The sequence below is a fragment of the Bartonella bilalgolemi genome, assembly GCF_023500045.1.
Classification (GTDB): domain Bacteria; phylum Pseudomonadota; class Alphaproteobacteria; order Rhizobiales; family Rhizobiaceae; genus Bartonella; species Bartonella bilalgolemii.
In genome coordinates this window covers 34,605-61,332 of sequence record NZ_JAMCOF010000001.1, presented here as the reverse complement: position 1 = coordinate 61,332, position 26,728 = coordinate 34,605, and the positions used below count along the sequence as shown (strand labels likewise).

Below are 26,728 nucleotides of genomic sequence, written 5' to 3'. Positions count from 1 at the left end.
CCTATTTTTAATTATAGCTTCCTTATCTTATGTAACTTAAAGCATTATAAATCATAATTTACTCATTTTAATTATTGATGTTTTAATTATCATTATCTTAGTTTTCCTATTATATTTATGAAAAAAGAAATAAATCCTCTAGCATCAAACTAAAAATCGGATAATGACACATTTACTAAAAAATAAGTTAAAGAAAACACTGAATTAAAGGTTTTTTATATAAAACCTTTTTTATAAAACTTGGATTTTATAATTTTGAGGAACGCGCTGCTAATGTTCGTAAGCGCAATGCATTCAATTTAATAAAGCCTGCTGCCTCTTTTTGATCATAAGCACCTTAGTCATTTTCAAAAGACACTAGCTTATCAGAATAAAGTGATTTTTTGCTTTAGCGACCTTCAATAATCACATTTCCTTTATAAAATTTTAGTGTTATTTCTCCTTCAACATTTTCTTGAAATAAATCAATAGTTGCTTGTAATATTTTACGCTCAGGTGAAAACAAAAAACCTTAATAAATAAGTTCCGCATAACGTGGCATTAATTCATCTTTTAAGTGAGCTGCACCACGATCCAATGTCAAGGATTCTATTGCTCGGTGAGCTGTTAAAAGAATAATTTCTCCTAGTGTTTCATAGATATCACGTGATTTTATACCTACAAAGCGATTTTCTACTAAATCTAATCAGCCAATACCATTTTCACGCCCATAACTATTTAATTGATTTAACAAATCCGCGGAAATAAAACTTCTCCATTAATTGAAATAGCATATCCTTTTTTAAACCAATCGTGATTATGGTTGCTTGAACTGGTGCAGCTTCTGGTGAAAAAGTACGCATATAGAAATATTCAGGAGCAGAAATTTCTGGATCTTCTAAAATTTTTTCTTCCGATGATGAGTGCAATAAATTTGCATCCACTGAAAAAAGCACTTCACCTTGTTTATCTTTCTCTACCGGAATTTGATGCGCATGTGCAAATTCAATTAAATCTGTTCGACTTTTAAAATTCCAATCACGTCAAGGAGTAATAATTTTAATATCAGGATTAAGAGCATAAGCAGAAAGTTCGAAACGTACTTGATCATTGCCTTTCCCCGTTTCTCCATGAGCGCTAATATCTGCATTGGGTTTTTTGGTAATTTCAACAAGACATTTTGAAATAAGTGGACGAGCAATCGACATTGCTAAAAGATAAACTCCTTCATAAACTGCATTTTCTCGAAACATCGGAAACACAAAATTACGCACAAATTTTTCCCATAAATTTTTAATATAAATTTCTTTAACACCAAGCATTTCGGCTTTACGATGTGCAAGTTCTAGTTCTTCTCTTTAACCTAAATTTGCCGTAAAAGTTACAACTTTAGCCTCTAGTTGACTTTGCAACCATTTGAGAATGATTGATGTGTCTAATCCCCCTGAATAAGCTAAAACAACTTTTTTAAATCAACATACAAAAGATGCAAAAAAATGAAAAAGTGTAAAGAAAAAGTCTATAAAAGATATAAGTCACGACCACTTATTTTTAAGCATAAAAGAAATTAGTATATCATTTTTACTCGAGAATGGTCTATTGTTGTACAATTTGGCCCTAGCAATGTTAGTTTTGGTTATTATTCCAGAATCTGATATTATTTTTTCAGTGGAGCTTATCATTGCATAAGCTAAATAAGCTGAAATGATATGCGCTTTCGGAAGTGCAATAGGTTTTACTATCCAAGTTATCGTTGCAGTTACAGCTTATCAGCACTTCTTTTCACATTACTACGCGCTTTTATGGCTTACTTTTCAAATTTTGCGTTAATATTCAATATTTTCTTTAAAAAAACATTTTCAGAACGCTATAATCTTAAACGCAATTAATTAACCGGTATTGGAATGAATCTCTTAAATCCTAAAGTTGTTTTTTAAAGTAACTTTCTTGCCACAATTCATCAATGTTAATGATCCTATGGTTACACAAAAATTACTTATTTAAGGAATTTCTTAATATTCCTATTTCTTTTCCTATTATAATTTCTATGGTTTTTATGACAAATAAACTTTTTAAAAATTTTCTGCACAATCCTTTTTGCATTCGTTTTCTTAATTGATTTATTGTAGGAATTTTTACCAGTTTTATTCTACTCTTACTTATCTGAAAAAATTGAATCTATACATTATCAATTATATTTTCAAGTCGCATACGTTCAGATTTACATAAACGCTTTGAAGCTGATTTAAGCTGCCCACATGCAGCCAAAATATCACGTCCACGTGGCATACGAATAGGTGAAGAATAACCTGCTTTATTAATGATATCAGCAAAACGTTCAATTTGTTCCCAATCAGAACATTGATAATTACTTCCAGGCCATGGATTAAAAGGAATCAGATTTATTTTAGCAGGAATACCTTTAAGCAATTGAATTAATTTTTTCGCATCATCTAAACTATCATTTACATTTTTCAGCATAACATATTCAAATGTAATTCTCTTAGCATTCGAAAGGCCAGGATAATTACGGCAAGCTTCCATTAACAAAGCAAGAGGATATTTTTTATTAATTGGAACAAGTATATCTCGCAATGTATCATGCACTGCATGGAGTGAAATCGCTAACATAACACCAATTTCTTTTCCTGTTCGTATAATTCCAGGAATCACTCCACTGGTTGAAAGGGTAATTCGACGTTTCGACAAAGAAAGTCCATTGCCATCAGAAGCAATTAATAAAGCTTTTTTAACTGCTTCAAAATTATAAAGCGGTTCTCCCATGCCCATCATAACAATATTAGTAATTTTACGTCCTTCAATTGGAATAATCGCACCATCAGGTGTATTTTTATCAGGAAAATCACCTAAACAATCACGAGCAACCAATAATTGCACTAAAATCTCTTCAACTGTTAGATTGCGAACAAGTTTTTGTGTTCCCGTATGACAAAAAGAACACGTTAATGTGCATCCTACCTGAGATGACACACACAAAGTACCACGCCCTTCTTCAGGGATATAAACCATTTCAATTTCAACAGGTCTCCCAGCTCCATAAGCTGGAAATCGTAAAAGCCATTTACGAGTACCATCTTGTGATATTTGTTCCGCAACAATTTCGGGACGTGCAATAGAAAAATGATCTTTAAGCATCTCCCGCATTGGTTTAGAAATATTTAACATCTCATCAAAATGAGAAACCCCACGTATATAAAGCCAATGCCAAAGTTGACGTACACGCATTCGCGTTTGATGTTCTGGAATACCAACCACCCGTAAAACCTGTGCCATTTCATCTTGCGATAAACCAATTAAAGGTAATTTAGGTTGTTTCGTTACTATAGTATTCTTTGCTTTTAGTATTTGATCTGTTTCAACAGATCTAAGGTCATATGAAATAGCCATGGTTTTCCATTTTATCAGCTATTTTAGAATTACAAATGTTTAGTGACATTTTTGCGCCATATTTAACGCAGCAGTTACTCCCTTTAAAGAATAAGTATAGGTAGTATGAGTCCCTCGTTTTGAGATAGCTCTCACTGTCATATTTGCTCCTGAACGCATAGCCGCAACAAGCTGTTTTTCCATTCCTGATGACGTTAACCAAGCAGATGAATCCTTTGTAAAAAAGTCAAAATTCTTATCTCCAATGGTAACAGTAACTTTTGATCCCTCTTTAAGGGTATAACCAGCCATAAACTGTGGCTCAAACGAAACAGGGGAATTAGAACGTTTGGTTACCAAAAAGAAATTATCGCCATGCTTAACGGTTGCCGGGAGTGCTTTTAAAGGAACTGATAATATATAACAGATCATATTTTCTGGTGATTTATAAGAATAAGCTCCCCAAGCTTCAAACTGCTGTAAACGATTTGGTGTTTGTGCCCAAGCTGGACCAATAAAAATCATAATCATAGTACATACAACAATAAAAATCTTTTTCAACATCTTCATCTCACTCACTTTTTTATTTTCTTAAAAATTTCTTTACATTAGCAAATTTTAATAAAAGCCGGTGTAATATATAAGGTAAATTTTTCAATTGTTCACAAAAGAAAATATTATTCTAGTCAAAATAAGTCTTTTGTTCAATTGTGACCTTTTAGTTATTACTAAAACATGAATTTTTTATTCAATAGTTAGATTTTTTTAAACATTAAGACTTTTGTATCTGTTATAAAATCATCAACCAGAATGATACAAAATAAAATAGGGAAGAATAATATTCACAAAAATAACTTTTTTCTCCATAAAGCTACTTTGATTTAAGGATAATTCGTGACAATAAAAATTAAGAGAAAAATTTCTGAAATAGATCACATCGTTTTTATTTTGATTAAATTTATAGAATATTTCACATTATAATTTTTATTTTTTTAAAAATTGTATGAGATGTTAGATATTGAGTCAATATAGTATAAAATGCATTGACATCACGTGTACATTGCCATTTCTGAATAACAGCAGGATAACGTAAAGCGTGAGTAATTTTTGACAAAGTCTTTAAAAAGTTTTCAAATAACTTGAATTAGTGCGCTTTGGTATTAAAGGAGAAAAACAAAATCGATTCGTTATCAAGAGTTTTAAAATCAATACCATTTCCTACATTTGTTGATTCCAATTCCTCATAATGTAAAATAACCTTAAAAATCAGCTGTTCATCAAGATCTATTAGCTTAGCAACTTTTTAGCTAAAATTTGTAAATTTTTTTCGAATTTTTCTTAAGTATCGAAATAATTATGTTCGTCGCAATTAATTTACTTAGTATCTATAGTTTATTTTCTTTCTAAACATCTACATACTTACTTAAGCGATAATAATTTTAAAAATTTTGATATTTACATACATATTTATTTTTAATTTATAAGAGATAAAAAATAATCACTACAATAATTAGTTAAAAAATTAATCTAAGTAGAAATTGAAAAAACGAATAAGCATTAACCATTATAATTACATCAATAATAAAAACTATTGTCTGATGCATTTATCAGTTTTTTCAACTTTAATAATAACTCATCATCTTTTAAATAATTTTCTTGTTTCTTAAATTGTATTGATAAAGTTGATACATCGTAAGCTAAAACAACATTAGTACTTTTAAGGCTCATATTTTTCAAGAAAATATAAGCTCATAACCTTATTTACCATTTATTATAAATCATAATCAATAATACAATAAACAATTTGATACATAGAGCAATTAACATACTTATTGTGAAGAATTTTAATAGCTTAAGCTTACAATTCTAGAAAAACTGTTTTTTTAATGAGAAGGAGCAACTTGAGCTCCTTTATTGTAGAAAAAGAGTCACGAAAGAATTTAACCAAGGTTATTTTTAATCCATTCAACAAGATGTCCTTTAGAAGCAGCGCCAACTTTATTGGATAATACCTTTCCATTTTTAAACATCAATAAAGTAGGAATCGATCGTATTCCATATTGGGTAGCCAATTCTGGATTTTCATCAATGTTAATTTTAGCAACTTTAATTTGGTTTTGCATTTCTGTTGCAATTTCATCAAGGATTGGTGCAATGCTTTTGCAAGGACCACACCATTCTGCCCAAAAATCAATAACGACAGGAAGAGGAGAAGTGAGAATTTCACTTTCAAAGTTGCTGCTATCAATTTTTATACATGTCATTGATTTATCCTTTACTGCTTTTATACATGAGTATGATTTATTTATGTTAAATTATTGCAAAATAAATTATAATAGATTTTTTAGAAAATAAATTCCTTTTTATTTTTATAAAATGATTTCATCAAGGAGTATGTCAAGTTTCTCAGGAAGCAGTTTAAAGATCTTGGCTTTTTTAATATAAATGAGAAGAGCGTGCATATTTTTATCAGGATAAATAGCTTGCAACAATTTTTGATAAAGAGCCATTTGTAATAAATGGCGTTGCGCAATATCCGTATCATTTTTGGGTGGAAGACCAGTTTTGAAATCAGCAAAAAAAACACTATTATGGGTGATACATAAACGGTCAATTTGACCAGAAACCATTTGTTCTTTACCATTAATTTTTACGATACCCATGAGCGCAACTTCAGCGTGTGAAAGGCTAGAAAAAAGTGGTTTAAGTTGCGGATTATCTAAGATTGTCCAAATATGATGAAGGGCATTTTCTCTTTGATTTTTATGCCAATGAGAAGCTTTTGTATTTAAATAAAATTGCGCATAATCTTGGCGCTTTATAGGGGGATGATCAGGTAGATGTCGCAGTAGTTGGTGAATAAAATTACCATATTCAATAGAAAAAGTTCTTTTGGTATTTTTTTCTCCTAAAACAGGTGAGAGGCTAAAGTGTTTATTATTGGAAAAAAATTCAGTCTTGGTATCGATGATACCTGCAACAGAGGGTCTTAAAGGTTTTGATAAGGTTGAGTCTATAGGCATTTTATCATGAAAAAAAGCAGGTAAAGGTGGAAAAATTTGCTGAGTTTCACAAGGTATTTCTTTATACATTGGCGTTGAACAGGAAGAGGTGATGCAATAACGCCAAGCTGCAATATCTTCTGCAGGACCTTTTATAGGAACTGCATGAGGTTTAAGGGCTTTCTTCACTAATTGTAGCCATGTATTCGGGGTTTCTTTCTGATTAGAATAACCACAAATAATGAGGCGATCTTCAGCACGTGTCATCCCGACATAGAGAAGACGTTTATATTCTTCTTCGGCGCGTTCTTTTAAACGCGAGAGCAATTTGTCAAAATGCTTTGTGTGGTGTTGTGCATTTGGACGCCAGATGAAAGCTTGTTTATTTCCTAAAGAAAATTTAAGAAAGTATGGTGCGTATTGTGGATGCCAAATTGCACTTCCTGGATCAACCAGAAAGACAACAGCTCCTTCAAGTCCTTTGGCAGCGTGAACTGTCATAATTCTTACCTCTTCACAGTTTTGATCAAGTTCACGTTTGATTTCTGGTTCATTTATACTCAATATTTCTAAAAAAGCTTGTAATCCTGGTAGTCCAGTTTTTTGAATAGTGAGCGTGTGATCCATAAAAGCATCAAGCACTTCATTTGCTTCGGTTCCTAAACGAGCAAGGATTTTTTGTCGTCCTTTATCGTTGTTGAGAATATAGCTATAAAATTCAAAAACAGGCATTTTATCAACTAAAGATCGATATGTATTGAGACGATCAAAAATAGTTTTAAAAGAGGCATGTGATGAAGCGTGAGTCCAGAGGCTTTCCCAAAGAGATCCCGTCCGTTGAGCGGCAAGCTGATAAAGTTCATTTTCACTAAGAGCAAAAAGTGGACTTTTTAAAACGCAGGCAAGAGAAAGATCATCTTGCGGTTGCAAAACAAAACGTGCAAGTGCCATTAAATCACTTACACTAATATGGGCAGTTAGTTGTAAACGATCAGCACCAGCTACAGGAACATGACGTAGTTTGAGTGCACGAGAAAGGGCAGGAACAAATTGGTCACGTTTACGTACCAAAATCATAATATCACCGGCACGCAGTAAACGTTTTTTTGCTGGGAGAATTTCACCATTTTTCAACCAATTGGCAATTGTTTCAGCAATTTTTTCTGCTAAACGTATTTGAGGTGTATTCAGATGATCAACAGTTGAGAGCCAGTCGTCAGGAAGTTCATTTGTTTTTTGAGAAATAGCGTCCCATATAATGACATCACCTGGACTATGAATACGGATAGGTTCATGCACTGTCTTTACATGTTCTGCTGAAAGCCCTTTATAATTTTCGGGTGTTTCAAACACAAGATCAACACTTTTAAGAACATCAGCTGTAGAGCGAAAAGAATAATTGAGTTGTATCTTTTCAAATTTTTGTTCAATTTGCTGAACTTTCTTTTGAAGTATTCGGCCATTTTCAGCAAAATTTTCTGGTACAGCTCCTTGAAAAGAATAGATAGACTGTTTTTCATCACCAACAGCAAAAACAGTTCGTGTATTTGTGCGTTGACTGTGACCGGTAAAAAACTCTTGTGCTAAAAGTTGAATAATTTGCCATTGCTTAGGATTGGTATCTTGTGCTTCATCAAGCAAAATATGATCAATTCCACAATCGAGTTTATACTGTACCCATTGGCTTGCATCTTTGTGCTGTAATAAATTGAGTGTACGTTCAATAAGGTCGTCAAAGTCTAAAAAGCTATTGGCTTTTTTTAAATCAGCATAGATTTTGAGATAAATATCGCAAAGCTGAAAGACAGCTATATTAAGTGTAATAAGTTTTACGCATTGATATTTCTCTAAAAGGGTAGGAAGTTGGTTTTGTTTGTCTTCAATTTCCTTTTCAATAAAAGGCCAGATTTCGTCTGATTTTTTAGAGAATAAGCGTGAAAAATTACGTGGTTTTCCTGTTTTTTCAAAATAAATATTTGAAACAAGATTGATAATATTTGATTCATCAGATGCTGTTGCTAACTGTACAAATTTCTCAATTATATCTTTGTTTTTTGAGGTATTATAGGTTTGATAATGTTTGATTGCATAAGAAGGGAGTGCAGCAGTTTGTTGGATTTTGTCTAGCAGTTGTTGATTTGTTTCATCGGGTGCTAAATTAAAAAATGCACGAAATTGCTCTTTTCCACTTTTAGAAAGGATGAAAGGAAAAAAATCAGATAATTCGTGTTGTTTTTGGGTAGCCTCATAGAGCAATTGATAGAGTGTATTTTCATTGATGATTTTAAACAATTCTTTTAATGCTAATTGCGCATCACGATGGGTTAAAAGTTTGCGACGAGCTTGTTGTAATAATTTTTTTCGATTTATATCGTCTAACAGTTCAAAATGGCCAGCAATGTTAGCTTCTAGTGGAAATTGATGTAATAAAGATTCACAAAATGCATGAAAAGTTTGAATTTTTAAGCCACCTGGTGTTTCAAGAGCACGGGCAAATAATTGACGCGCATTGGCAAGTTTTTGTGCATTAGCAGGTTTATCTTCGAGATTCGATAAGATTATTTGAAGCTGTTTATCATCAAACTCACTCCAACTGGAAAGTGTACGAAAAATACGCGATTGCATAACAGAAGCAGCTGCGTTGGTATAGGTAAGACATAAAATACGCGCTGGAGGTGTTCCATTTAACAGTAAGCGGATGACACGTTCTGTTAAAACATGTGTTTTTCCAGATCCTGCATTAGCAGAAACCCATACACTTGTTGTTGGATGGGTAGCTTTTGCTTGTGTATCAAGAGCTGTTTGAGGAATAGAAAAAATAGTCATGATTGATCTGCTTTATCGAAACCGATAGACCATTCCAATAATCGCGCTAAATGGTCATAGTCGCCTTCATAAGATTTTTTTAAAGGAACTGCATGTGAAAGATAGCCTTGTTGTGGATTCTGATAATAATTAATCAGAGAGATAAGATACTTCCATGCTTTTTTACCAAGAGAGATTGCATTTTCTTGATCTTTTGTCTTTTTATTTATAACGGCTATGGGTTTAATTTCCCCTTTTCTTTTTAAGGGAATATAAAGTAAATTTGAGGGAGTCAGACCTTTAAAGTCTATAAAAGCTCCTTGCATTAATAAAGCTGTTTCTAATGCTAATTGTGGAGAAAATAAGTTAATAACTTGTGTTGCTGAAGGGGGAATACTGGTTTTAAAATCAATGATTTCAATTGTTTTATCTGGCAAAATATCAAGACGATCAGCGCGTCCTGAAAGAGTTACTCCTGTTTCTCCTATAAGTGTGTTTTGAGCAATGACTTCAGCATATCGCTCTCGTGGTCCAAGGCTTTGTTCCCATTGAATCAGAAAAGGAGCAAGATTTTCAAAATTTATCCACCAAACTGCTTCAATATCAGGAGGTAAATTTAATTTATCAAATTCTTTACGTCCAATAGTGAGCAATATATTGAGCATATCGGTAGCGTTTTGATTTTTTATTTGTGTGCAAAAAGCAGCTAGAATGGCATGATAGAGTGTTCCGCGTTCAGCAGAGCAAGGATCATGAATGAGTGCTTTAAGTGGTTTGAGTCGCAAGATTTTTTTTGCATAAATGGCATAAGGATCATGCCGTAATGTTTCTATTTCGGTGATTGAAAAATGGCGTGGACGTATATCAAGTGGCGGCACAGGGCAAGGTCGTTCCGCAGGGGTGATGCTGTTTGTATTATCCAGCATTTTTGCCCAATGCAGTAATAGTTCTCCTCGTGTACAGATTTGCTTCCAAACCTGTTTCCCTACAACTGTTTCTAAACGTTGTAACCAGCGTGAGGGAACAGAAGGAGTATGATTAACACGTGTGGCTCGACTCATAATCACTTGATCCATTCCCATAGCCCATTGGAAATCGTGGGCAGAAAGACCAATACGTTGTTCTGGTGGTTCAAGAGTTAAAGTTATTTTCATTGGCCGTGATAAGAAAGCATCGTTGTGGGTTTTTATCGGCCATGATCCCTCGTTCAAACTACCGATAACTACTGTATTAACGGTTTGCAAACGTGATTCTAAAGTCCCCCAAATGAACAAACGCGGATGTCCTCCAGGAGAAGGACTTACAGAGCGGGTGGCCATAAGAGCTGAAAATAGAGCAGGCCATTCGTGAGGACAAAATTTTAATCCTGATTGATCACTAACCAATTCACGCAAAAAAGTTACTAAGGCCTTTCCTGCTTCATTTTGATAAAGATGTACAAGAGAATTATCAGCATCACGACCAAAATTTTCAAAAACTTCAACAGTTGCTATAGCAGCTTCATTGATGGTGCATTCTCTATCTTGTTTTATTAAGGATACTAAAGGTTCAACTGCTTTGACTAAAAGATGACAAAGAAAATCTGCTTCTTCAATCTTTTGTAAATCAGAGATACAATTATTAGAAATCCTATGAGAATGTGTTTGCATCCACTTTCTAAAAAATTGATCACATTCACAAAGATTAATACGACAAGCGTTTCCTCGAAGGACAAGTAATTCAAAATTCTCAGCCATCTCACGCAAATAATTACGATTATATTCTAATGTCGTGAGTGGATGTTTAAGGAGAGAAAGAAAAGCAATGGGATCACCAGGTTTAAAAATGTTTTCTAAAAGAAGTCGTAATAGGGTTGAAGGTAATGTTTGTGCAAGTGGTATTTCACCTGAATCGTTGGCTTCAATTCCGAATCTTTGTAATTCAGCGGCTACACGACGTGCTAAATTGCGGTCATTTGTAATAAGTGCTGCAGTTTTTTTAGGATCTTCAATGGCATTGCGTAAAGCAATAGAAATAGCTAAAGCTTCTTCGCGCTCATTGGGAGCTTCAATTAATGACCAGTCTGCGCAAATATTTTCATAATCATCACGTATAATCTTGGCCCATAAATCTGTCGTAGAGGCTGGTCGTAATGCTTCCGATAAAAGAGCAGCACGTTGGGTTTTTATAGCGCTTTGCTGACCAATTTCGCGGACATGAATGCGTTGGCATTCCATGAGAGATAAAAGTTTTTTTAAATGATATTGAGGATGGCTAAAAGCAGCAATATGGTGAGAAGGATCAAAGGTTGTTTTTTCTTTATTAAGCGCACCTAAGGCGTTCCATTGTGTTTCATCCATTTGAAGATCAAGGCCTGGAAGAATCACAGCTCCTTTTGGTAAGCAGGCAATCACCTTTAAAAGATTTGCAATTGTAGGAATGGAGCTTGTTACACCAGCAGCAATAATAGTTTTATGAGGTTGTGTGCGGTATAAAATATCTGCATGTATTTTAAATGCTTGATTACGCCATTCAACAGGGTTGCATTGTTGTCTTTCTTTTAAAATTTGTGGCCAGCTTTGTGTCACAATAGTGAGAAAATCTAAGGTTATTTGCCACCATTCGGCAACCATATCGGGTACAATTTCTTTAAGTTTTGACCAATCTACGTCTTCTGTTTCTACTTCATCCATCAAGCGTGCTAAATCTTGGGCAAGCCAGACTGCATCAGCAGTAGTGGCAGGGATAAAAACATCTTCTGTGCCAAACATAGACCTTAGATGAGTTGGCAATTTTTCACGCCAAAGGCGGATAAGACGCGCTAAAAGAAGGAGACGTTCACTCTCTCCAATAGGAGAAGTGTTGAAAAGAGTATTTGTATTATTTTCAGTAAAAAAATAACTTTCTTCATTTATATCCCCTAAAGGGCATATAGTAGGCAAAAAACTAGATTGCGTATGGCTTTTTTCAAAAAAAGCTGTACGTAAAGCACGCGCGGCGCGACGTGTTGGTACATAAATAAGAGTGTCAGTAAGAGCTATTTGGATATTCCCATTTGATGCAAAATTATCAATAAGAGTTCCAGAAAGGAGTGCATCAACAAAATGAGGCAGAAAAGGAGTTCCGGGAGAAATAGAAAATACACGGGGTTTATGATTCATTTGGCTTCATTTTAATGCATAATTTACTGTATTGATTATTTTTCACTGTATATCAATTTTTATTCAAGAGAAAACCGAAAAACCTTGTTTATTTATTTTCGTAAAAAGTTGAGCGGAAGTGAATGTAAAAAAATGTATGCATAATTACCTAGAGGATGTTTTTTCGGAAATACAATAGTTAGCTGTTTAAAATATCTCTGTTAAGAGCTTCATTTTCTGATAAAAGTCCCATTTCTTGATAAAGGCTTTTTAAAGGAGCGAGGATTGGATGTGAAAGATTACGGATGAGATAACTTTGAAGGTGGGATAGATGTTTAAGATAAAATGATTTTCCATCTCGTTGGTGAAGGCGTACAAAAATTCCTAAAATTTTCGAAACTCGTTGAGTCCCTGCAAGTACGTAAAGTTTGTGGAATTCATCTTCATCAAAGGGACGGAGCGCTTGATGGCGTGCACTACAATAGGTGTTAAAAATTTTATCTTCAAGTTCTGGTGGAATAAAAAGACGTGCATCTTGTGCTAAAGAAACAAGATCATAAACTGTTGGTCCACTTACACCATCTTGAAAATCAATGAGACCAATTCGATCAATACCCTTTTTGTGTTTACGCCAAAGAATATTAGGTGAGTGATAATCGCGCATAACAAAGGTATTTTCTCCTTGAGTTAAAAGATCGAGATAAGGCTGCCAACAGGTAAAAAAAGCTTCACGCTGTTCTATGTTTAAAGTTTTTTTCTGCTGAAAAGGAAGATACCAGTCCAGTAATAAGGAAAGTTCTGCTTGCATAGTTTGGCAATCATAAAAGGGGATCTGAAGCTGAAATGTTGCAAATTTTTTTTTAAAAGGCCATAACTTTTGATGAAAAATAGCGAGCAATTCACTACAGGCAATATAACGATCTTCTATAGGATTACCTGATTGATCTACAATTCCTTCGCATCCTAAATCTTCTAAAATCAAAATACCATTTTCAAGATCTTTAGCAAAAATATGGGGTGCAGAGAAGCCATTATCTAAAATGATCTGACTAATACCTACAAATTGGCTAATATCTTTTGCAAGATGTGTTGTATCTGCATAGGAAGAATCTATATTTTGCGCCATTTGCATGGTTGGTGCATTCATAAGAACCTCTTGATTATTTCCATCATCTAACAGTTCATAAGAACGTGCTGAGGCATCACCAGCTAAAAAACGACGTTGAACATGGCCGCGTCCATGTATTGTTAAAAAGGTACGAATTGCAAAAGATCGTTGCAGACGTTCAGTAGCATTTTCTGCAGAGGTAAGGGTGATATGACGTCCACATCCTTTGTGTTGTAAAGTGATAGCAAAAGTAACCGGTCCTAAAACCTCTACTCCTTTTTCTGGCCATTCAATGAGCAAAACATTTTCTTTACGTGATTCATGAAGCCCTAATTCATAAATTTCTTCAATGTTTGAAATCCGATAAAAATCAACGTGAAGAACTTCAAATTGTGGAAGTTGATAGCTTTGAACAAGAGTAAAAGTAGGACTTGGGATATCCATAGTACAATTATTGGCAAGTGTACGAATAAGTGCGCGTATAAGAGTTGATTTTCCTGCTCCAAGGTCACCTTGAAATGTAACAAGATCACCAGATTTTAGGGCAAGAGCTAAATCTTGTGCAAAAAATATAGTTGCTTCTTCATTTTCAAGAAAAAAACTAAAATTCATTTAAATTTCCATAAAAACAATACAAAGAACAAGGTTACAAAACTCCTGAGTCTTTTTGATTAGGGAAAAAGCATCTAACTGTTGTCCCTTCACCCATACCAGTAAAAATTTCAACGCGTCCATCATGCAGTTCAACAAAGCTTTTAACAAGAGAAAGACCGAGACCTGCTCCTGCACGTCCACCATGATGGGAATGAGAAGTAAAACGTTTGAAAATCCGATCAAGAATATCGCTTGGAATATCAGATCCCTCATTATGAACACTAAAAACTATATAATCATCTTGTGTATATGCACAAAATTCAATTGTGCTTTTTTCTGTTGCAAAATTGATAGCATTACTCAGAACATTCACAAAAATCTGATGTAAACGTGTTGCATCGGCAGACATAAATTTCAAGGAAGGAGAAATGTTTTGTAAAAGTATGATGTGACGTCCATGGAGACGTTCCTCTACTCTTGCGACTGCTTGTGCCATCGCTTCAGCAATGTGAACTGGTTTTATATCCAATATCATAATACCTGCATCAAGAGTTGCTAAGTCAAGAATATCATTAACAATATTCAAAAGAACGCCTGATTCTGAATGAATATAACCAAGATATTCTTTTTGACGCTCATTGGTAGAGCCAAAAATTTGATCGCGTAAAATATCAGAAAATCCGATAATATTAGTAAGAGGCGTGCGTAATTCATAAGAAACATGCTGAACAAATTCGTTGCGTAGACGATCAGCTTTTTCTAAGGCTTCATTCTTTTCTTGTAGGGCTCGTGCGATATGGATAGTGTCAGTGACATTAACAAATGTGAGCATTGTCTGTCCATTAGGTAAAGGTGTAAGTGTATAATCAATTATTATTCCACTTTTTAAATCTATGCGACCTGAATAAGTATCACGTTTTTCAGCAAAACCAGTAATGAATTTTGTAAATTGTTTCCATTCTTCTCCTATTGTTAAAGCAGAACAGTGGTTTTCTAATTCGGTAATATGCGTTCCTTCTACAGGTAAATTATGAGGGAGTGACCACAACTTCGATAAAGATGGGTTTGATAAACGCAGACGTCCATCAGTACCGAAAACCACAACTCCTTCAGATAGTTTGTCAAGTGTTTCACCTTGTATTTTAATGAGTGTATTATAACGTCGTTCAAGATCAATTTTTTCTGTAAGATTTTCATAAAGCCAGGTAACACCTCCTTGAGGGTGAGGACTAGAAATGACACGTACTGTACGTCCATCAGGAAGATTCCAAATTTGTTGATTCGATTCTGTTTGTCGATAAGCTTTAAAAAGTTCTTCTTTCCATGCATGCCAATCAGGATATTCACCAATAAAACCTTTCTCACGCAAATGCTCGAGAAGCAATGAATGACTTGGTTCACTTTCTAAAAAAGAAATTTCCAATGGCCATAAAATTTTAAAAGCATGATTGCAGAATTTTAATTTTTGGTTGGCATCAAAAATTGCTACAGCCGTTGAAATTTGATCAAGTGTTTCACAATGACTTTGAAGAATTCGTTCCATTTCTTTGACAAGATTTTCGTACGCGCTATCATCACGCGCAAAGGCTGCCATTCCTTCTTTTGTTGTAATACGTGTGAGATGAAAATGATGTCGTTCTCCTTTAACCACTGTATAAGCATGCTTTTGAAAAATTGTTTCTGTTTCATCTGTTATGCATTGTGTTGTTTCATCAAAAAGATCAACAATATTATTTCTTTCTTGAAAATTTGTCATTTCCCGAAAAGCGCGGTTGGTGAAACAAATTTTTCCCTTACAATCTCGAATCCATACTGGTTCTTGAATATACTCAAGAAGATTACGCTGTATTTTTAGTTCCGTGAGAATTTGGGTTGCTTCTTTCTGTAATCGGATATTTTCACTCTGCTGTACTGAAATATCTTGAAATCGCACAATGGCTGCTGTTCCAGCAATAATTCCTGTAACTTGCAAAAGTATTTTAGTTGTAGTAGTGACAGAAAGTTCAAAAGGGCAACTGTTACAACGTAGTTGAGTGAGTGCTTGATCAAGTTGCTGAAAAGAGCTTTTTTCAAGCCATTTCTCAAAATACTGAAGATCTTTTTTATAAATACCTGCTTTTTGCAATGTAGGAATATTACCAACTGTATAAGGTAAGGTTGTTGGATTGTCCCAAATAAAGAGGCATTGGCCTGTTTCTTCAAGAAGCCATTCATACTGTTTAAGCTTTTCAGAAAGATGAACTTGAATCATTGTCCAAGATTTCCATAAAGCTCTTTTTGTATTTATAATAACTGTTACACATATAAGAAGTGACGAGCAAGCAATACTTCCAAAGATCACTATGATAAGCCACGGTTCATTTGGCCAAGCGAAAAAAGAAAATAGATGAAATACTGAGGTTTGAGCGGCAGCGTGTACTAGAAATAAAAGAAATAAGAGACAAAAAGCGCCAACACAGATTTGAGTAATTTTTTGTAGTTTTTTTTTGAATGTATAGTTATCAAAGCTATGCATAATGCGTCTTTTTTTCTTTTGCACTAAGACAATATCCTAATAACGATAATGTTCTGGCTTATACGGTCCCTGCAGGGGAACCCCAATATAGGCGGCTTGTTCTTCTGATAAAACGCTTAATTTTATTTTTAGCCGATCAAGATGAAGACGTGCAACTTTTTCATCAAGATGTTTAGGCAAACATGTTACTTCATTTTTATAGCTTTTTGCATTGGTAAATAGCTCAATTTGTGCTAATACTTGGTTAGTAAATGAAGCGGACATAATAAAAGAAGGATGACCTGTGGCATTACCAAGATTTAACAAACGCCCTTCAGATAATAAAATTACGCGTTTACCATCAGGAAATGTAATCATATCAACTTGTGGTTTAATATTTGTCCATGGTAGATTTCTAAGGGCTGATACTTGTATTTCATTGTCAAAATGACCAATATTTCCTAAAATACACATATCTTTAACTTGTCGCATATGTTCTAAGCGGACAACATCTTTATTTCCAGTCGTTGTTATAATAATATCAGCGCTAGAAGCTGCATCTTCCAAAGTAACGACTTCATAACCATCCATAGCGGCTTGAAGAGCGCAAATCGGATCAATTTCTGTTATTTTTACACGTGCTCCAGCGCCTGAAAGAGAAGCTGCTGAACCTTTGCCGACGTCACCGTAACCACAGATAATGGCTATTTTACCTGCTATCATCACATCTGTTCCACGCCTGATACCATCGACTAATGATTCCTTACATCCGTATTTATTATCAAATTTTGATTTTGTAACGCTGTCATTGACATTAATAGCAGGAAAAAACAAAAGTCCTTTTTTCTGTAATTGATAAAGACGATGTACTCCCGTTGTAGTTTCTTCGCTTACACCTTTGATTGCTGCACGCTGACGTGTAAAAAATCCTGGTGTGGTAGCTATACGTTTTTGAATTTGTTTGAAAAATACTTCTTCCTCTTCTGTTTTAGGATGCGATAAGATGTTTTTATTTTCCTCTGCACAGCTACCTGTTAAAATATAGTTGGTGGCATCGCCTCCATCATCTAATATAAGATTAGAAAGTTTGCCATCAGGCCATTGAAAGATTGCATCAATATAGGCCCAATATTCTTCAAGCGTTTCCCCCTTGACTGCGAAGACGGCGGTCCCCATGGCTGCAATAGCTGCTGCTGCATGATCTTGTGTAGAAAAAATATTACTAGAGCTCCACCGTATATCGGCACCAATTGCTTTTAATGTTTCAATCAAAACGCCTGTTTGAATGGTCATATGTAATGAACCAGAAATACGCGCTCCACGTAAAGGTTGGCTGGAAGAAAATTCTTTACGGCAAGCCATTAAACCAGGCATTTCCGTTTCTGCAATATCAAGTTCTTTACGACCACAAGCAGCAAGTGCGATATCTTTGATAACATAATCTTGAGCAGTCATTTTTGTTCTTTCAAAATTATTTTTCCGAAACGGTAGGAGAAATTAAAAAGAAATGCAAGAGAATACAAATATTTGTCTATATGAAAGAGCCTTTTTAAATGTACATAAGTTTGTGCAACAAATATATATTAACGTTTTAAATAGTGATGTGAGAAGCTGAGTAGAAAATTTTAAAGTTTTTTAGATACAAGCAAAAACTCTTATAAAATTTAAAACTTACAAATATTTCTAAACTTTTTCTTTTTTATAGGAAAGTAACTTAGGTTATAAAAGCGAAATACATTAAATTGATAAATTATGAGAAAACTGTCCTTGCGGGCGGAATCGCCACAGATAACTTGGCAAAATAGCAGTCATTGATTTAGGAGTAATTCCTACTCCTTCTAAAGTATATCCATTATCTTTAGCTTCTTGGGAAACAATATGGTCCTTTTGTAAAAAACGTATTTGATTCGCTGTTATGAGTGTTGGAAGAAAGGGTAATTTGCCAAGAGTTCCGAAGACACCTCCAATAAAAAGTCCAATAGCAAGGGGTATAGGAAGTGTTCTTTTTTTGCGGTGAATAACTTTTAATATCTCTTCAAGAGTATTTTGGAATGTAAGAACTTTGGGTCCACCAAGGTCATAATTTTTTCCTAAGATAACGCGTTTTTCTAAAGCATATACAACGAATTTAGCAATATCACCGACATAAACAGGTTGCAATTTATTTTGTCCACCACCAAAAAGTGGCATGATTGGCATAAAACGAGATAAATTTGCTAAAAAATTAAAAAAATAATCTTCTGGTCCAAAAATAACAGATGAACGCATAATAACTGCTTGAGAATGCGTATTGCGAACGATTTGTTCGCTTATAGCTTTAGTACGTGCATAAGAAAATGAGGCATTTTTATCGGTGATAAGTGTGGACATATAGATGAGAGGAATATCAGCTTTAGCTGTTAATTCAGAAACATTTTTCGTACCATCAACCTGTATATTTTGAAAATTTGGCTTGTTGGCTTGGGCTAAGCTTCCAGGAAGAAAAACTGCACCATCTGCTCCGAATAATGCATGTTTAACTGAAGCATAATTCCTGACGTCAGTTTTAAGCATTTGTGTTTGTCCTACTTCGCCTATTTGTAACATATAATAAGCTTTTTGTGGACAACGTACAGCAATACGCACCCGATAACCTCTCTTAGTTAAGGTTTCCACAACATGTCGTCCTACAAAACCGGATCCGCCAAAAACAGTAATAAGTTTAGGATTTTGATAAAGAGCGTAATCAAGTTTCATGATCAAAAATTCTATCATTAAAGTGCTAAAAACATTTGATTGCTAACATGGCGGCGTTTGATTGTCACGCAAAATATCGCCTGCAAGGTATAGAGAACCACCAATTAGGACGATTGCTTCTTTGTATTCTGAACTAATTTTGTGAAATGCAGCTTGTAGATTAGCCTGTGGATTAGCGATAAGCCCCGCTTTTTGAGCTGATTCTGCTAAAATTTTAGGACAAATACCTGCATTACTGGAAATCAAAGGAACTGTATATACTTTCTCGACAAGATTGACTAAAGGGCGAAAATAACCAATGTTATCTTTAGTATTAAGCATACCAACAATCATCACAATAGGACAATTTGATTTTTTTTTCCATTGGGTTAATATTTTTGCGATGGCTTTTCCAGCGGCAGGGTTATGACCTCCATCTAGCCATAAATCAAAATTAGGAGGAAGTTGAGCGACTAATTTTCCGTAAGTAAGATGTTGCATTCGTGCTGGCCAATAAAGCTTTTGCAAAGCGTTGCTTATGATTTGTTCTGAAAGTTGAAAACCTGCTTGGTAAATTGCCTCGAGAGCAGCACCGACATTGGCAATTTGATGAGCACCAATAAGCTTAGGGAGCGGAAGATCCATTAGACCTTGATTATTTTGAAATATCATACGCCCGTATTCTTCATAGCTTTGATAATCTTGGTTAAAAAGATGATAGGGTGCTTTATTTTTGATAGCAAGAGAACTAAGAAAAGAATAAGTTATATCATGATCTTGCTTCCCAATAACTACAGGAACTTCTGGTTTAATGATTCCTCCTTTTTGAAAAGCAATTTGTTCAATTGTGTTACCAAGAAAAGATTCATGATCATAATCAATAGGCATGATAAGTGACACAGCTGGCTTGTTAATGACATTTGTGGCATCAAAACGTCCTCCTAATCCAACTTCTAAAATAATGACATCAGCTGGGTGTGTGCTGAACAGCATAAAGGCCGCAGCCGTAAAAACTTCAAAAATAGTGATAGGTTTGTTGCAATTTACTTCTATAATTTGATGAATTGTTTTGATTAATAGATTATCTGTGACAAATTGACTCCCTCCTTTATGATTTAGTCGAAAACGCTCATTCCAATTAACTAAGTGAGGAGAACTGTATACATGAACACGATAGCCTGCACTTTCTAAGAGAGCACGACAAATAGCTGAAGCAGATCCTTTACCATTTGTTCCAGCAATATGAATAACAGGAGCAAGGTTTAAATGTGGGTTATCAAGACATTTTAAAAGATGTAAAATACGCTCTAAAGAAAGATCACACTTTTGCGGATAGATTTTTAGTAGATCATCTATCACTTGTTGCATGCAGCTTTTTTTCATAATTTAAAGGATTTGTTTTCAGAAGGCAGTTTTTGCAGATTTAATTGGCGATGGATTAGAAGATTTAGGAATTGCAGGACTTTTTGTCATTAAACGTAAAAGTCGTGCAATAGTAGTTTTCATTTGCAAACGAGAGACAACCATATCAATCATACCGTGTTCAAAGAGATATTCACTACTTTGGAAACCTTCGGGCAGAGTTTCACGAATTGTTTGTTGAATAACACGTGGTCCTGCAAAGCCAATCATAGCACCAGGTTCAGCAATATGGATATCACCTAGCATAGCATAAGAAGCAGTAACACCACCAGTGGTCGGATTGGTAAGAACCACAATATAAGGTAGTTTTTCTTCTTTTATCATTTCAATTGCTACCGTTGTACGTGGCATTTGCATCAATGATAATGTTCCTTCTTGCATTCTTGCTCCACCTGAAGCTGCAAAAAGAACTAAAGGGCATTTTTCTTTAATGGCAGTATGAAAAGCTTTGATAATAGCTTCTCCTGCAGCTATGCCAAGTGATCCGCCCATAAAAGCGAAATCTTGAACAGTAGCAATAATTGGTAAACCTTCAATAGTTCCTCGTGCATTTAAAATATTATCTTCAACACCAAGCTTAGAACGGTAATCTTTTAATCGGTCAATATAACGTTTTTCATCGCGAAATTTTAGTGGATCTATGACAACTTTTGGATTTTCAATTAGTGTGTAAATTCCATCATCAAAGAAATGCATAAGGCGATTTTTGGCACTAATACGCATATGATAGCCAGAGTTAGGAATCACATATTGATTAGCTTCCAGATCTTTATGGAAGACCATTTGACCATTAGTGGGATCTTTGATCCATAGATTATCTGGAATTTCACGATGCCCTAATATGGAATTGATTTTAGGACGAACATAATTTGTAATCCAGTTCATCTTTGTCACCTCTCTATGAAATATTATACACTTTATGTGTGGGTTGAGGGAATGTAGGATCGAATAATGAAACTTATTTTTGCTCCAAACAGACAATAAACTGCTTCATTTAATGCGATGATAATAGCTCAAATAAAAATGTTTTCTATAATTAAGATAATTTATTTTGTTAGTTTTTTATTTTAATGTCAAATTACATTGCAGTGCTATTATGTGAGTAATTGAGCAATAATAACTTTATTGTAAGGGATTTTTGAGAAAATATAATTAGAAAATAGGTGTAATCTTTTATTCTAACATTAATTATTTCAATAATTTTAAGATGGCATATTCTAAATTTGAGTGCATGCTTTTTCATATTATAAAAATGTATTAAGTTGTGTTAGTTTTATAAAAGTATATTCTTATTTTAATTAATCAAATTCTGTTATGTCAGTGTGACAGATATAGAGCTTGGTGTGGAAGAAAGCATTTTATGTAAATGCGTCATAAAGGCAGCTGCAAAAAGCGGCGTAACTAAATTAAGGATAGGAATAGAAACAAAAAACGCCATCAATAAACCTGCACAAAAAACAGTGGTATGGTGAGTATATAAAAAAACGTGAGCTTATTGTTTAGATCGAAAACGGTAAGCAGCAAATACGAAATATTCATGGCCAAAGAGATAGCTATTAATTATATAAAAGACAATTAAATTAATATTCGATATAAAAAACAAGAAAAAAGCAATTTCATTTCCGAAAAGGCTTAAAATAAGAAATTTAAAAGCAAAAATAAAAGAATATCCACATGACATAGCTTTTCCAATAGGTTCATTTGGATAATCTTCTTTTTCAATAATTGCAGCAGCGTTATCAATGAAAAAACTGCCAATCATTGCTGCGATTGGAGCAATAAAAAAGGCTATCAATAAAGACAAACAAGGTTAAAAATAATAAGTATGCTTAACTCTATCCAGTTTTCCCAATTAGTTAATCCAAGAACAAAATGAGCAATTCAAAGCCAAAAGTAGGATATAAACAACTGGTATGTACATAACCATATAATAACAAGGATGATAAATGAGTCCTAATACTTTCCATATCATTGAGCGATATTGCTGAGTGAAAAGACGTTGTAGAGCATAATAAGCAGCGGTAAAAATTATGAGCAATAGGTAAAAAATAAAAAATAAGAGATAGAGTGAAGAGCATTTTATATATAAAATTTATCGCGTAAATTATATCTTTAGGATCAATTATTTTCATTTAGAATAAGATTTTATTCGTTATTCATGAATGAGAGTAAGAGAAGAAAAAAATGACACAATAACACTTGCCAATTTCTCAGCTACTTTTTGTTTGCTCATATATGGCCAATATTCGACATTGTCTTTGCTTACGAAAAAAATTTCATTTGTATCAGAACCCATGATGTTTGTGCCATCCGCATGAAGAGAAACATCATTTGCAAGAATGAAGTTTGCTCCTTTTTGAACACATTTTTTTTGTGCATTAGCAATGATATTGCAGGTCTCAGCAGCGAAGCCAATCACAAGTGGAGGACGATTTGGAGCATGACCGATTGTAGCTAGAATATCAGGATTTTCAACCATGTGCAAAGAAAATGGTGTTTTGTTGGATTCCTTTTTTATTTTTTGTAAAGATTGTGTTTGGCTGCGCCAGTCACAAACAGCAGCAACAAAAATAGCACCATCAGCAGGGAGTGTTTCTTGCACGGCTTGTAACATTTGGCAAGCTGTTTTCACATGAATAGTTTTTACTCCTTCTGGATCCATAAGATCGACAGGTCCACAAATAAGTGTCACGGTTGCACCTAAGTTAGCTAAGGCTATTGCAATGGCATGTCCTTGTTTGCCTGATGAGTGATTAGCTAGATAACGTACTGGATCTATTGGTTCATGAGTAGGACCGGAAGTTACAGTGAAGTAGCGACCAGAAAGTGGTTTTGTTCGTGCACCCAAAAGCGCTTCTGTTGAAGCTACAATGGTTAGAGGTTCGCTCATACGTCCACAACCTCTTTCGTTTTGTTCAGCCATTTCGCCTACTTCTGGTCCTACTATGTGAACTCCATCCTCACGCAATTTTGCGATGTTACGAATAGTTGCTGGGTGTGTCCACATGGCTGGATTCATTGCAGGGGCAATCAAAAGTGGACAACGTGCTGCTAAAATGATGCAATTGGCTAAATCATCCGTTATTCCAGTAGCTATTTTTGCAATACGATTCGCAGTGGCTGGAGCTACAATAATTAAATCTGCCTGACGCGCTAATCGGATATGAGCAACATCTTGTTCTTCTTCACGTGAAAATAAATCGTTATATACATTACCACCATTGAGAACTTCAGCGGCTAGAGGGGTAACAAATTTTTGAGCTGTTCTTGTCATAACAATGTTTAAATGAGCTCCACGTTCTCGCAAACGGCGAATCAAATCAAGTGCTTTATATGCGGCAATACTTCCACCAATAATAAGAAGAATCGATTTTGATTTTAATGATTGTTGTTCAGTAGTGCTTGCTTGTCTTGGTGATGTAATAGATGTTTCTGCGAGATTATTTAATAGGTGAAGAGTTTCTTCCTCTATAGAAATACCCTTTTGTGCAGCGCGTATACGTAAAAATTCTTGAATCTCAGGTGATACATTTCGAAGGGTAATATTGGCCATAATATATCTCCGAGATATTAAAATGATAGCAGTAATTTCATTAATTGTGTTTCCTTTAATATATTGCGTAAGTTAGAAAGAAGGAAAAAGAAAAAAAGTAACAAGAAGCAAACAAGAAGCAATAATGAATAAACTATAGCGGCCATAACGGTTAGTGCGGCTTTGTTCAAAAGCAAGTTGTTTAAGCGTAGCAGGAGAAAGATAAAGCCCTGTCTTTGTCATTTTACTTAATCCTTCTTCTATCTGTTGAAAATTTTGTATCAATTGCGGAGTTTGACGTACGAGTGAAAGCAACGCTTGTGTTCCTTCATTCAAATCTTTTATGAGTCCGACCGGTCCCAAGTTTTTGCTAATCCATTCTTTTACAATTGGTTCAGAGGCTTTCCACATGTTAAAATCTTGATCTAATGAGCGCGCTACTCCTTCAACAACAACCATGGTTTTTTGCAGTAATAAGAGTTCAGGTCGCGTTTTCATGTCAAATAGTTCAGTAACTTCAAATAAGAGTGTAAGCAATTTGGCCATAGAAATACTTTGTGCAGATTGTCCGTGAATAGGCTCACCAATAGCTCGGTTTGCTTGAGCAAAACTCTCAATATTATGATGTGATGGGACATAGCCTGCTTCAAAATGGGCGTATGCTACACGATGATAATCGCGAGTAATAAAACCATAAAGAATTTCAGCAAGAAAATGCTTTTCTTTTTTTCCAAGCCGTCCTGTAATTCCTAAATCAACCGCAACAATACATCCTTGTGGATCAACAAATAAATTACCAGGATGCATATCAGCATGAAAAAAGCCATCCCGTAAAGTATGACGGAGAAAAGATTGAATGAGCGTAATGGCTAAAGCTTTTAAATCAAAACCAGCTTTTTTAAGTGCTGGAATATCAGATATTTTTATGCCATCGATCCATTCCATTGTTAAAACATTTCTTCCTGTTCGTTCCCAATCAATTTGGGGTACCCGAAAACCTGCATCATGTTGGATGTTTTCAGCCATTTCTGATATAGCAGCAGCTTCTAAGCGCAAATCCATTTCAATTTGTGTTGTTTGTGCCAAAGTATCAACAACACGAACAGGACATAAACGTCGGGAGGCAGGTATATAACGTTCTTGTAAACGGGCAATGAGATAAAAGCCTTTAAGGTCTTTTGCAAAACGATTTCTAATATTAGGACGGATAACTTTAACAGCGCATTTTTTTTTGTGACCTGTTTTATCATAGTATTCAGCTGGATGAACTTGGGCAATAGAAGCGGCTGCAATAGGTGGGTGAAAATCTGTGAATAAATTATTAATAGATTGGCCAAGAGAATTTTCGATTTGAATAATTGCATCAGTACAGGGAAAAGTTTGAACACGATCTTGGAGTTGAGCTAGGTCCTCTGCAATATCGCGTCCGACAATATCTGGCCGAGTAGCAAGAAATTGACCAAGTTTGACGTAAGACGGGCCAAGTTTATTGATAGCATATGATATGTTTTCAGATCGGTGTTTTTTTTTCGTTTTGCGGTGTGCTAAGGCGCTCGCTATACGGTGATATACTGCTGGAAATCCTTGAAGGCCATCGCAAGGGAGAGCGCTAATAACTCCTTCTCGCGTAAAGATAAACAATGCACGTATTAGTTGAAAATAGGTAGAAATTTGCACCATTTTTTAAGTCTTCCAACCTGAATGCAGTGTTGCAATAGCACCTGTAAGATTGCGATATGATACCAAGGAAAAACCTGCTTTTTTAATCATATGAGCAAAGTCATTTTGTTTAGGAAATTTACGAATCGATTCAACCAAATAACGATATGCATCACGGTCACCTGTAATGAATTGACCCAGTTTTGGAATAGCATGGAAAGACCAAAGGTCATAAATTTTATCAAGTAGAGGCATGTCAACATTTGAAAATTCTAAGCATAAAAAACGTCCACCTGGTTTTAAAACACGAAAAGCTTCTCTCAGAGCTTTATCAATATGTGGTATATTACGAATTCCAAAGGCGATAGTATAAGCATCAAAACTTTGATCTTCAAAAGGCAAAAGTTCTGCATTGGCTTCAATGAAGTCAATAAGGGAGGCAAGATTATTTTTTTGTGCACGTTTTTTACCAATGCTTAGCATTGATCCATTAATATCAAGGATTGTAACATGAGCTTTTCTATGTGAGGCGTTGAGAATACGAAAAGCAATATCACCGGTGCCACCAGCTACATCAAGAGCTTTCCAGCTAGAAATGGCTGGGGGAGATAGCCACGCTATCATGGAATTTTTCCATACACGATGGAGTCCAAGAGATAAGATGTCATTCATTTTGTCATAGTTTTCAGCAACAGAATGAAATACATTATCAACCATAGATTGTTTTTGCATTTCGTCAATTTCTGTGAAGCCAAAAGAATGTTCCATGCCTCCTTCGACTCCTATGCGTTCTGTTTCCGCTGCCATAATACATGACCTTTCTTATTTTTCTTTTATTGTAAACGACATGTGGAAAAAATGCTCAAATACGAAAAAATAACAGATAAAATCATAATGTTTATATACAGCTTA

14 protein-coding genes and 2 pseudogenes are annotated in these 26,728 nt (G+C 34.7%); all 16 read right to left on the bottom strand.

The window, feature by feature from the left end; translation table 11 throughout:
* Nucleotides 1-247: 247 nt before the first annotated feature.
* Nucleotides 248-1,406, bottom strand: a pseudogene (locus tag M4Z11_RS00200) (argininosuccinate synthase).
* A 751-nt stretch (nt 1,407-2,157) separates the two neighbouring features.
* Nucleotides 2,158-3,387, bottom strand: a complete 1,230-nt coding sequence (gene rlmN, locus M4Z11_RS00190; protein WP_249674186.1) for a dual-specificity RNA methyltransferase RlmN — start codon at nt 3,385-3,387, stop codon at nt 2,158-2,160.
* Nucleotides 3,388-3,426: 39 nt separating this feature from the next.
* Complete coding sequence (locus M4Z11_RS00185) at nt 3,427-3,930, bottom strand: invasion associated locus B family protein (protein ID WP_249674182.1); 504 nt, start codon at nt 3,928-3,930, stop codon at nt 3,427-3,429.
* Between the two features lie 1,376 nt (nt 3,931-5,306).
* Entirely contained in the window at nt 5,307-5,630 is a 324-nt protein-coding gene (trxA, locus tag M4Z11_RS00180; protein ID WP_249674179.1) for a thioredoxin, read from the bottom strand.
* A gap of 105 nt (nt 5,631-5,735) precedes the next feature.
* Complete coding sequence (gene addA / locus M4Z11_RS00175; protein ID WP_249674176.1) at nt 5,736-9,194, bottom strand: double-strand break repair helicase AddA; 3,459 nt, start codon at nt 9,192-9,194, stop codon at nt 5,736-5,738.
* On the bottom strand, nt 9,191-12,313 hold the full coding sequence (addB, locus tag M4Z11_RS00170) for a double-strand break repair protein AddB (protein ID WP_249674174.1): 3,123 nt from the start codon (nt 12,311-12,313) through the stop codon (nt 9,191-9,193). Before addB ends, addA begins: the two co-directional genes overlap by 4 nt.
* Nucleotides 12,314-12,491: 178 nt before the next feature.
* Nucleotides 12,492-14,012: a tRNA (adenosine(37)-N6)-threonylcarbamoyltransferase complex ATPase subunit type 1 TsaE gene (tsaE, locus tag M4Z11_RS00165; protein WP_249674173.1), complete on the bottom strand. Its 1,521-nt coding sequence runs from the start codon at nt 14,010-14,012 to the stop codon at nt 12,492-12,494.
* Between the two features lie 34 nt (nt 14,013-14,046).
* Nucleotides 14,047-16,509 carry a sensor histidine kinase gene (locus tag M4Z11_RS00160; RefSeq protein WP_249674947.1) on the bottom strand — a complete coding sequence of 821 codons (2,463 nt, stop codon included), beginning with the start codon at nt 16,507-16,509 and terminating at the stop codon, nt 14,047-14,049.
* 36 nt (nt 16,510-16,545) lie between these two features.
* Entirely contained in the window at nt 16,546-17,943 is a 1,398-nt protein-coding gene (ahcY, locus tag M4Z11_RS00155) for an adenosylhomocysteinase (protein WP_249674170.1), read from the bottom strand.
* Nucleotides 17,944-18,225: 282 nt separating this feature from the next.
* Nucleotides 18,226-19,224, bottom strand: a complete 999-nt coding sequence (locus M4Z11_RS00150) for a complex I NDUFA9 subunit family protein (protein WP_249674167.1) — start codon at nt 19,222-19,224, stop codon at nt 18,226-18,228.
* A gap of 42 nt (nt 19,225-19,266) precedes the next feature.
* Nucleotides 19,267-20,586: a bifunctional folylpolyglutamate synthase/dihydrofolate synthase gene (locus M4Z11_RS00145; protein ID WP_249674165.1), complete on the bottom strand. Its 1,320-nt coding sequence runs from the start codon at nt 20,584-20,586 to the stop codon at nt 19,267-19,269.
* Between the two features lie 18 nt (nt 20,587-20,604).
* Nucleotides 20,605-21,510: an acetyl-CoA carboxylase, carboxyltransferase subunit beta gene (accD, locus tag M4Z11_RS00140; protein ID WP_249674161.1), complete on the bottom strand. Its 906-nt coding sequence runs from the start codon at nt 21,508-21,510 to the stop codon at nt 20,605-20,607.
* A gap of 427 nt (nt 21,511-21,937) precedes the next feature.
* Nucleotides 21,938-22,657, bottom strand: a pseudogene (locus tag M4Z11_RS00135) (sulfate transporter family protein).
* 120 nt (nt 22,658-22,777) lie between these two features.
* Nucleotides 22,778-24,178 carry a bifunctional phosphopantothenoylcysteine decarboxylase/phosphopantothenate--cysteine ligase CoaBC gene (coaBC, locus tag M4Z11_RS00130; RefSeq protein ID WP_249674157.1) on the bottom strand — a complete coding sequence of 467 codons (1,401 nt, stop codon included), beginning with the start codon at nt 24,176-24,178 and terminating at the stop codon, nt 22,778-22,780.
* Between the two features lie 72 nt (nt 24,179-24,250).
* Nucleotides 24,251-25,837, bottom strand: a complete 1,587-nt coding sequence (gene ubiB, locus M4Z11_RS00125; RefSeq protein ID WP_249674153.1) for a 2-polyprenylphenol 6-hydroxylase — start codon at nt 25,835-25,837, stop codon at nt 24,251-24,253.
* 3 nt (nt 25,838-25,840) lie between these two features.
* Complete coding sequence (ubiE, locus tag M4Z11_RS00120) at nt 25,841-26,623, bottom strand: bifunctional demethylmenaquinone methyltransferase/2-methoxy-6-polyprenyl-1,4-benzoquinol methylase UbiE (RefSeq protein WP_249674148.1); 783 nt, start codon at nt 26,621-26,623, stop codon at nt 25,841-25,843.
* Between the last annotated feature and the right edge of the window lie 105 nt (nt 26,624-26,728).

Excerpts from the sequence above, each read along its gene's own strand:
- addA (WP_249674176.1), bottom strand. The coding sequence starts at position 9,194 with ATGACTATTTTTTCTATTCCTCAAACAGCTCTTGATACACAAGCAAAA.
- M4Z11_RS00160 (WP_249674947.1), bottom strand. The coding sequence starts at position 16,509 with ATGCATAGCTTTGATAACTATACATTCAAAAAAAAACTACAAAAAATT.
- addB (WP_249674174.1), bottom strand. The coding sequence starts at position 12,313 with ATGAATCATAAACCCCGTGTATTTTCTATTTCTCCCGGAACTCCTTTT.
- M4Z11_RS00185 (WP_249674182.1), bottom strand. The coding sequence starts at position 3,930 with ATGTTGAAAAAGATTTTTATTGTTGTATGTACTATGATTATGATTTTT.
- tsaE (WP_249674173.1), bottom strand. The coding sequence starts at position 14,012 with ATGAATTTTAGTTTTTTTCTTGAAAATGAAGAAGCAACTATATTTTTT.
- M4Z11_RS00150 (WP_249674167.1), bottom strand. The coding sequence starts at position 19,224 with ATGAAACTTGATTACGCTCTTTATCAAAATCCTAAACTTATTACTGTT.
- ubiB (WP_249674153.1), bottom strand. The coding sequence starts at position 25,837 with ATGGTGCAAATTTCTACCTATTTTCAACTAATACGTGCATTGTTTATC.
- ahcY (WP_249674170.1), bottom strand. The coding sequence starts at position 17,943 with ATGACTGCTCAAGATTATGTTATCAAAGATATCGCACTTGCTGCTTGT.
- ubiE (WP_249674148.1), bottom strand. The coding sequence starts at position 26,623 with ATGGCAGCGGAAACAGAACGCATAGGAGTCGAAGGAGGCATGGAACAT.
- M4Z11_RS00145 (WP_249674165.1), bottom strand. The coding sequence starts at position 20,586 with ATGAAAAAAAGCTGCATGCAACAAGTGATAGATGATCTACTAAAAATC.
- rlmN (WP_249674186.1), bottom strand. The coding sequence starts at position 3,387 with ATGGCTATTTCATATGACCTTAGATCTGTTGAAACAGATCAAATACTA.
- coaBC (WP_249674157.1), bottom strand. The coding sequence starts at position 24,178 with ATGGCCAATATTACCCTTCGAAATGTATCACCTGAGATTCAAGAATTT.
- accD (WP_249674161.1), bottom strand. The coding sequence starts at position 21,510 with ATGAACTGGATTACAAATTATGTTCGTCCTAAAATCAATTCCATATTA.
- trxA (WP_249674179.1), bottom strand. The coding sequence starts at position 5,630 with ATGACATGTATAAAAATTGATAGCAGCAACTTTGAAAGTGAAATTCTC.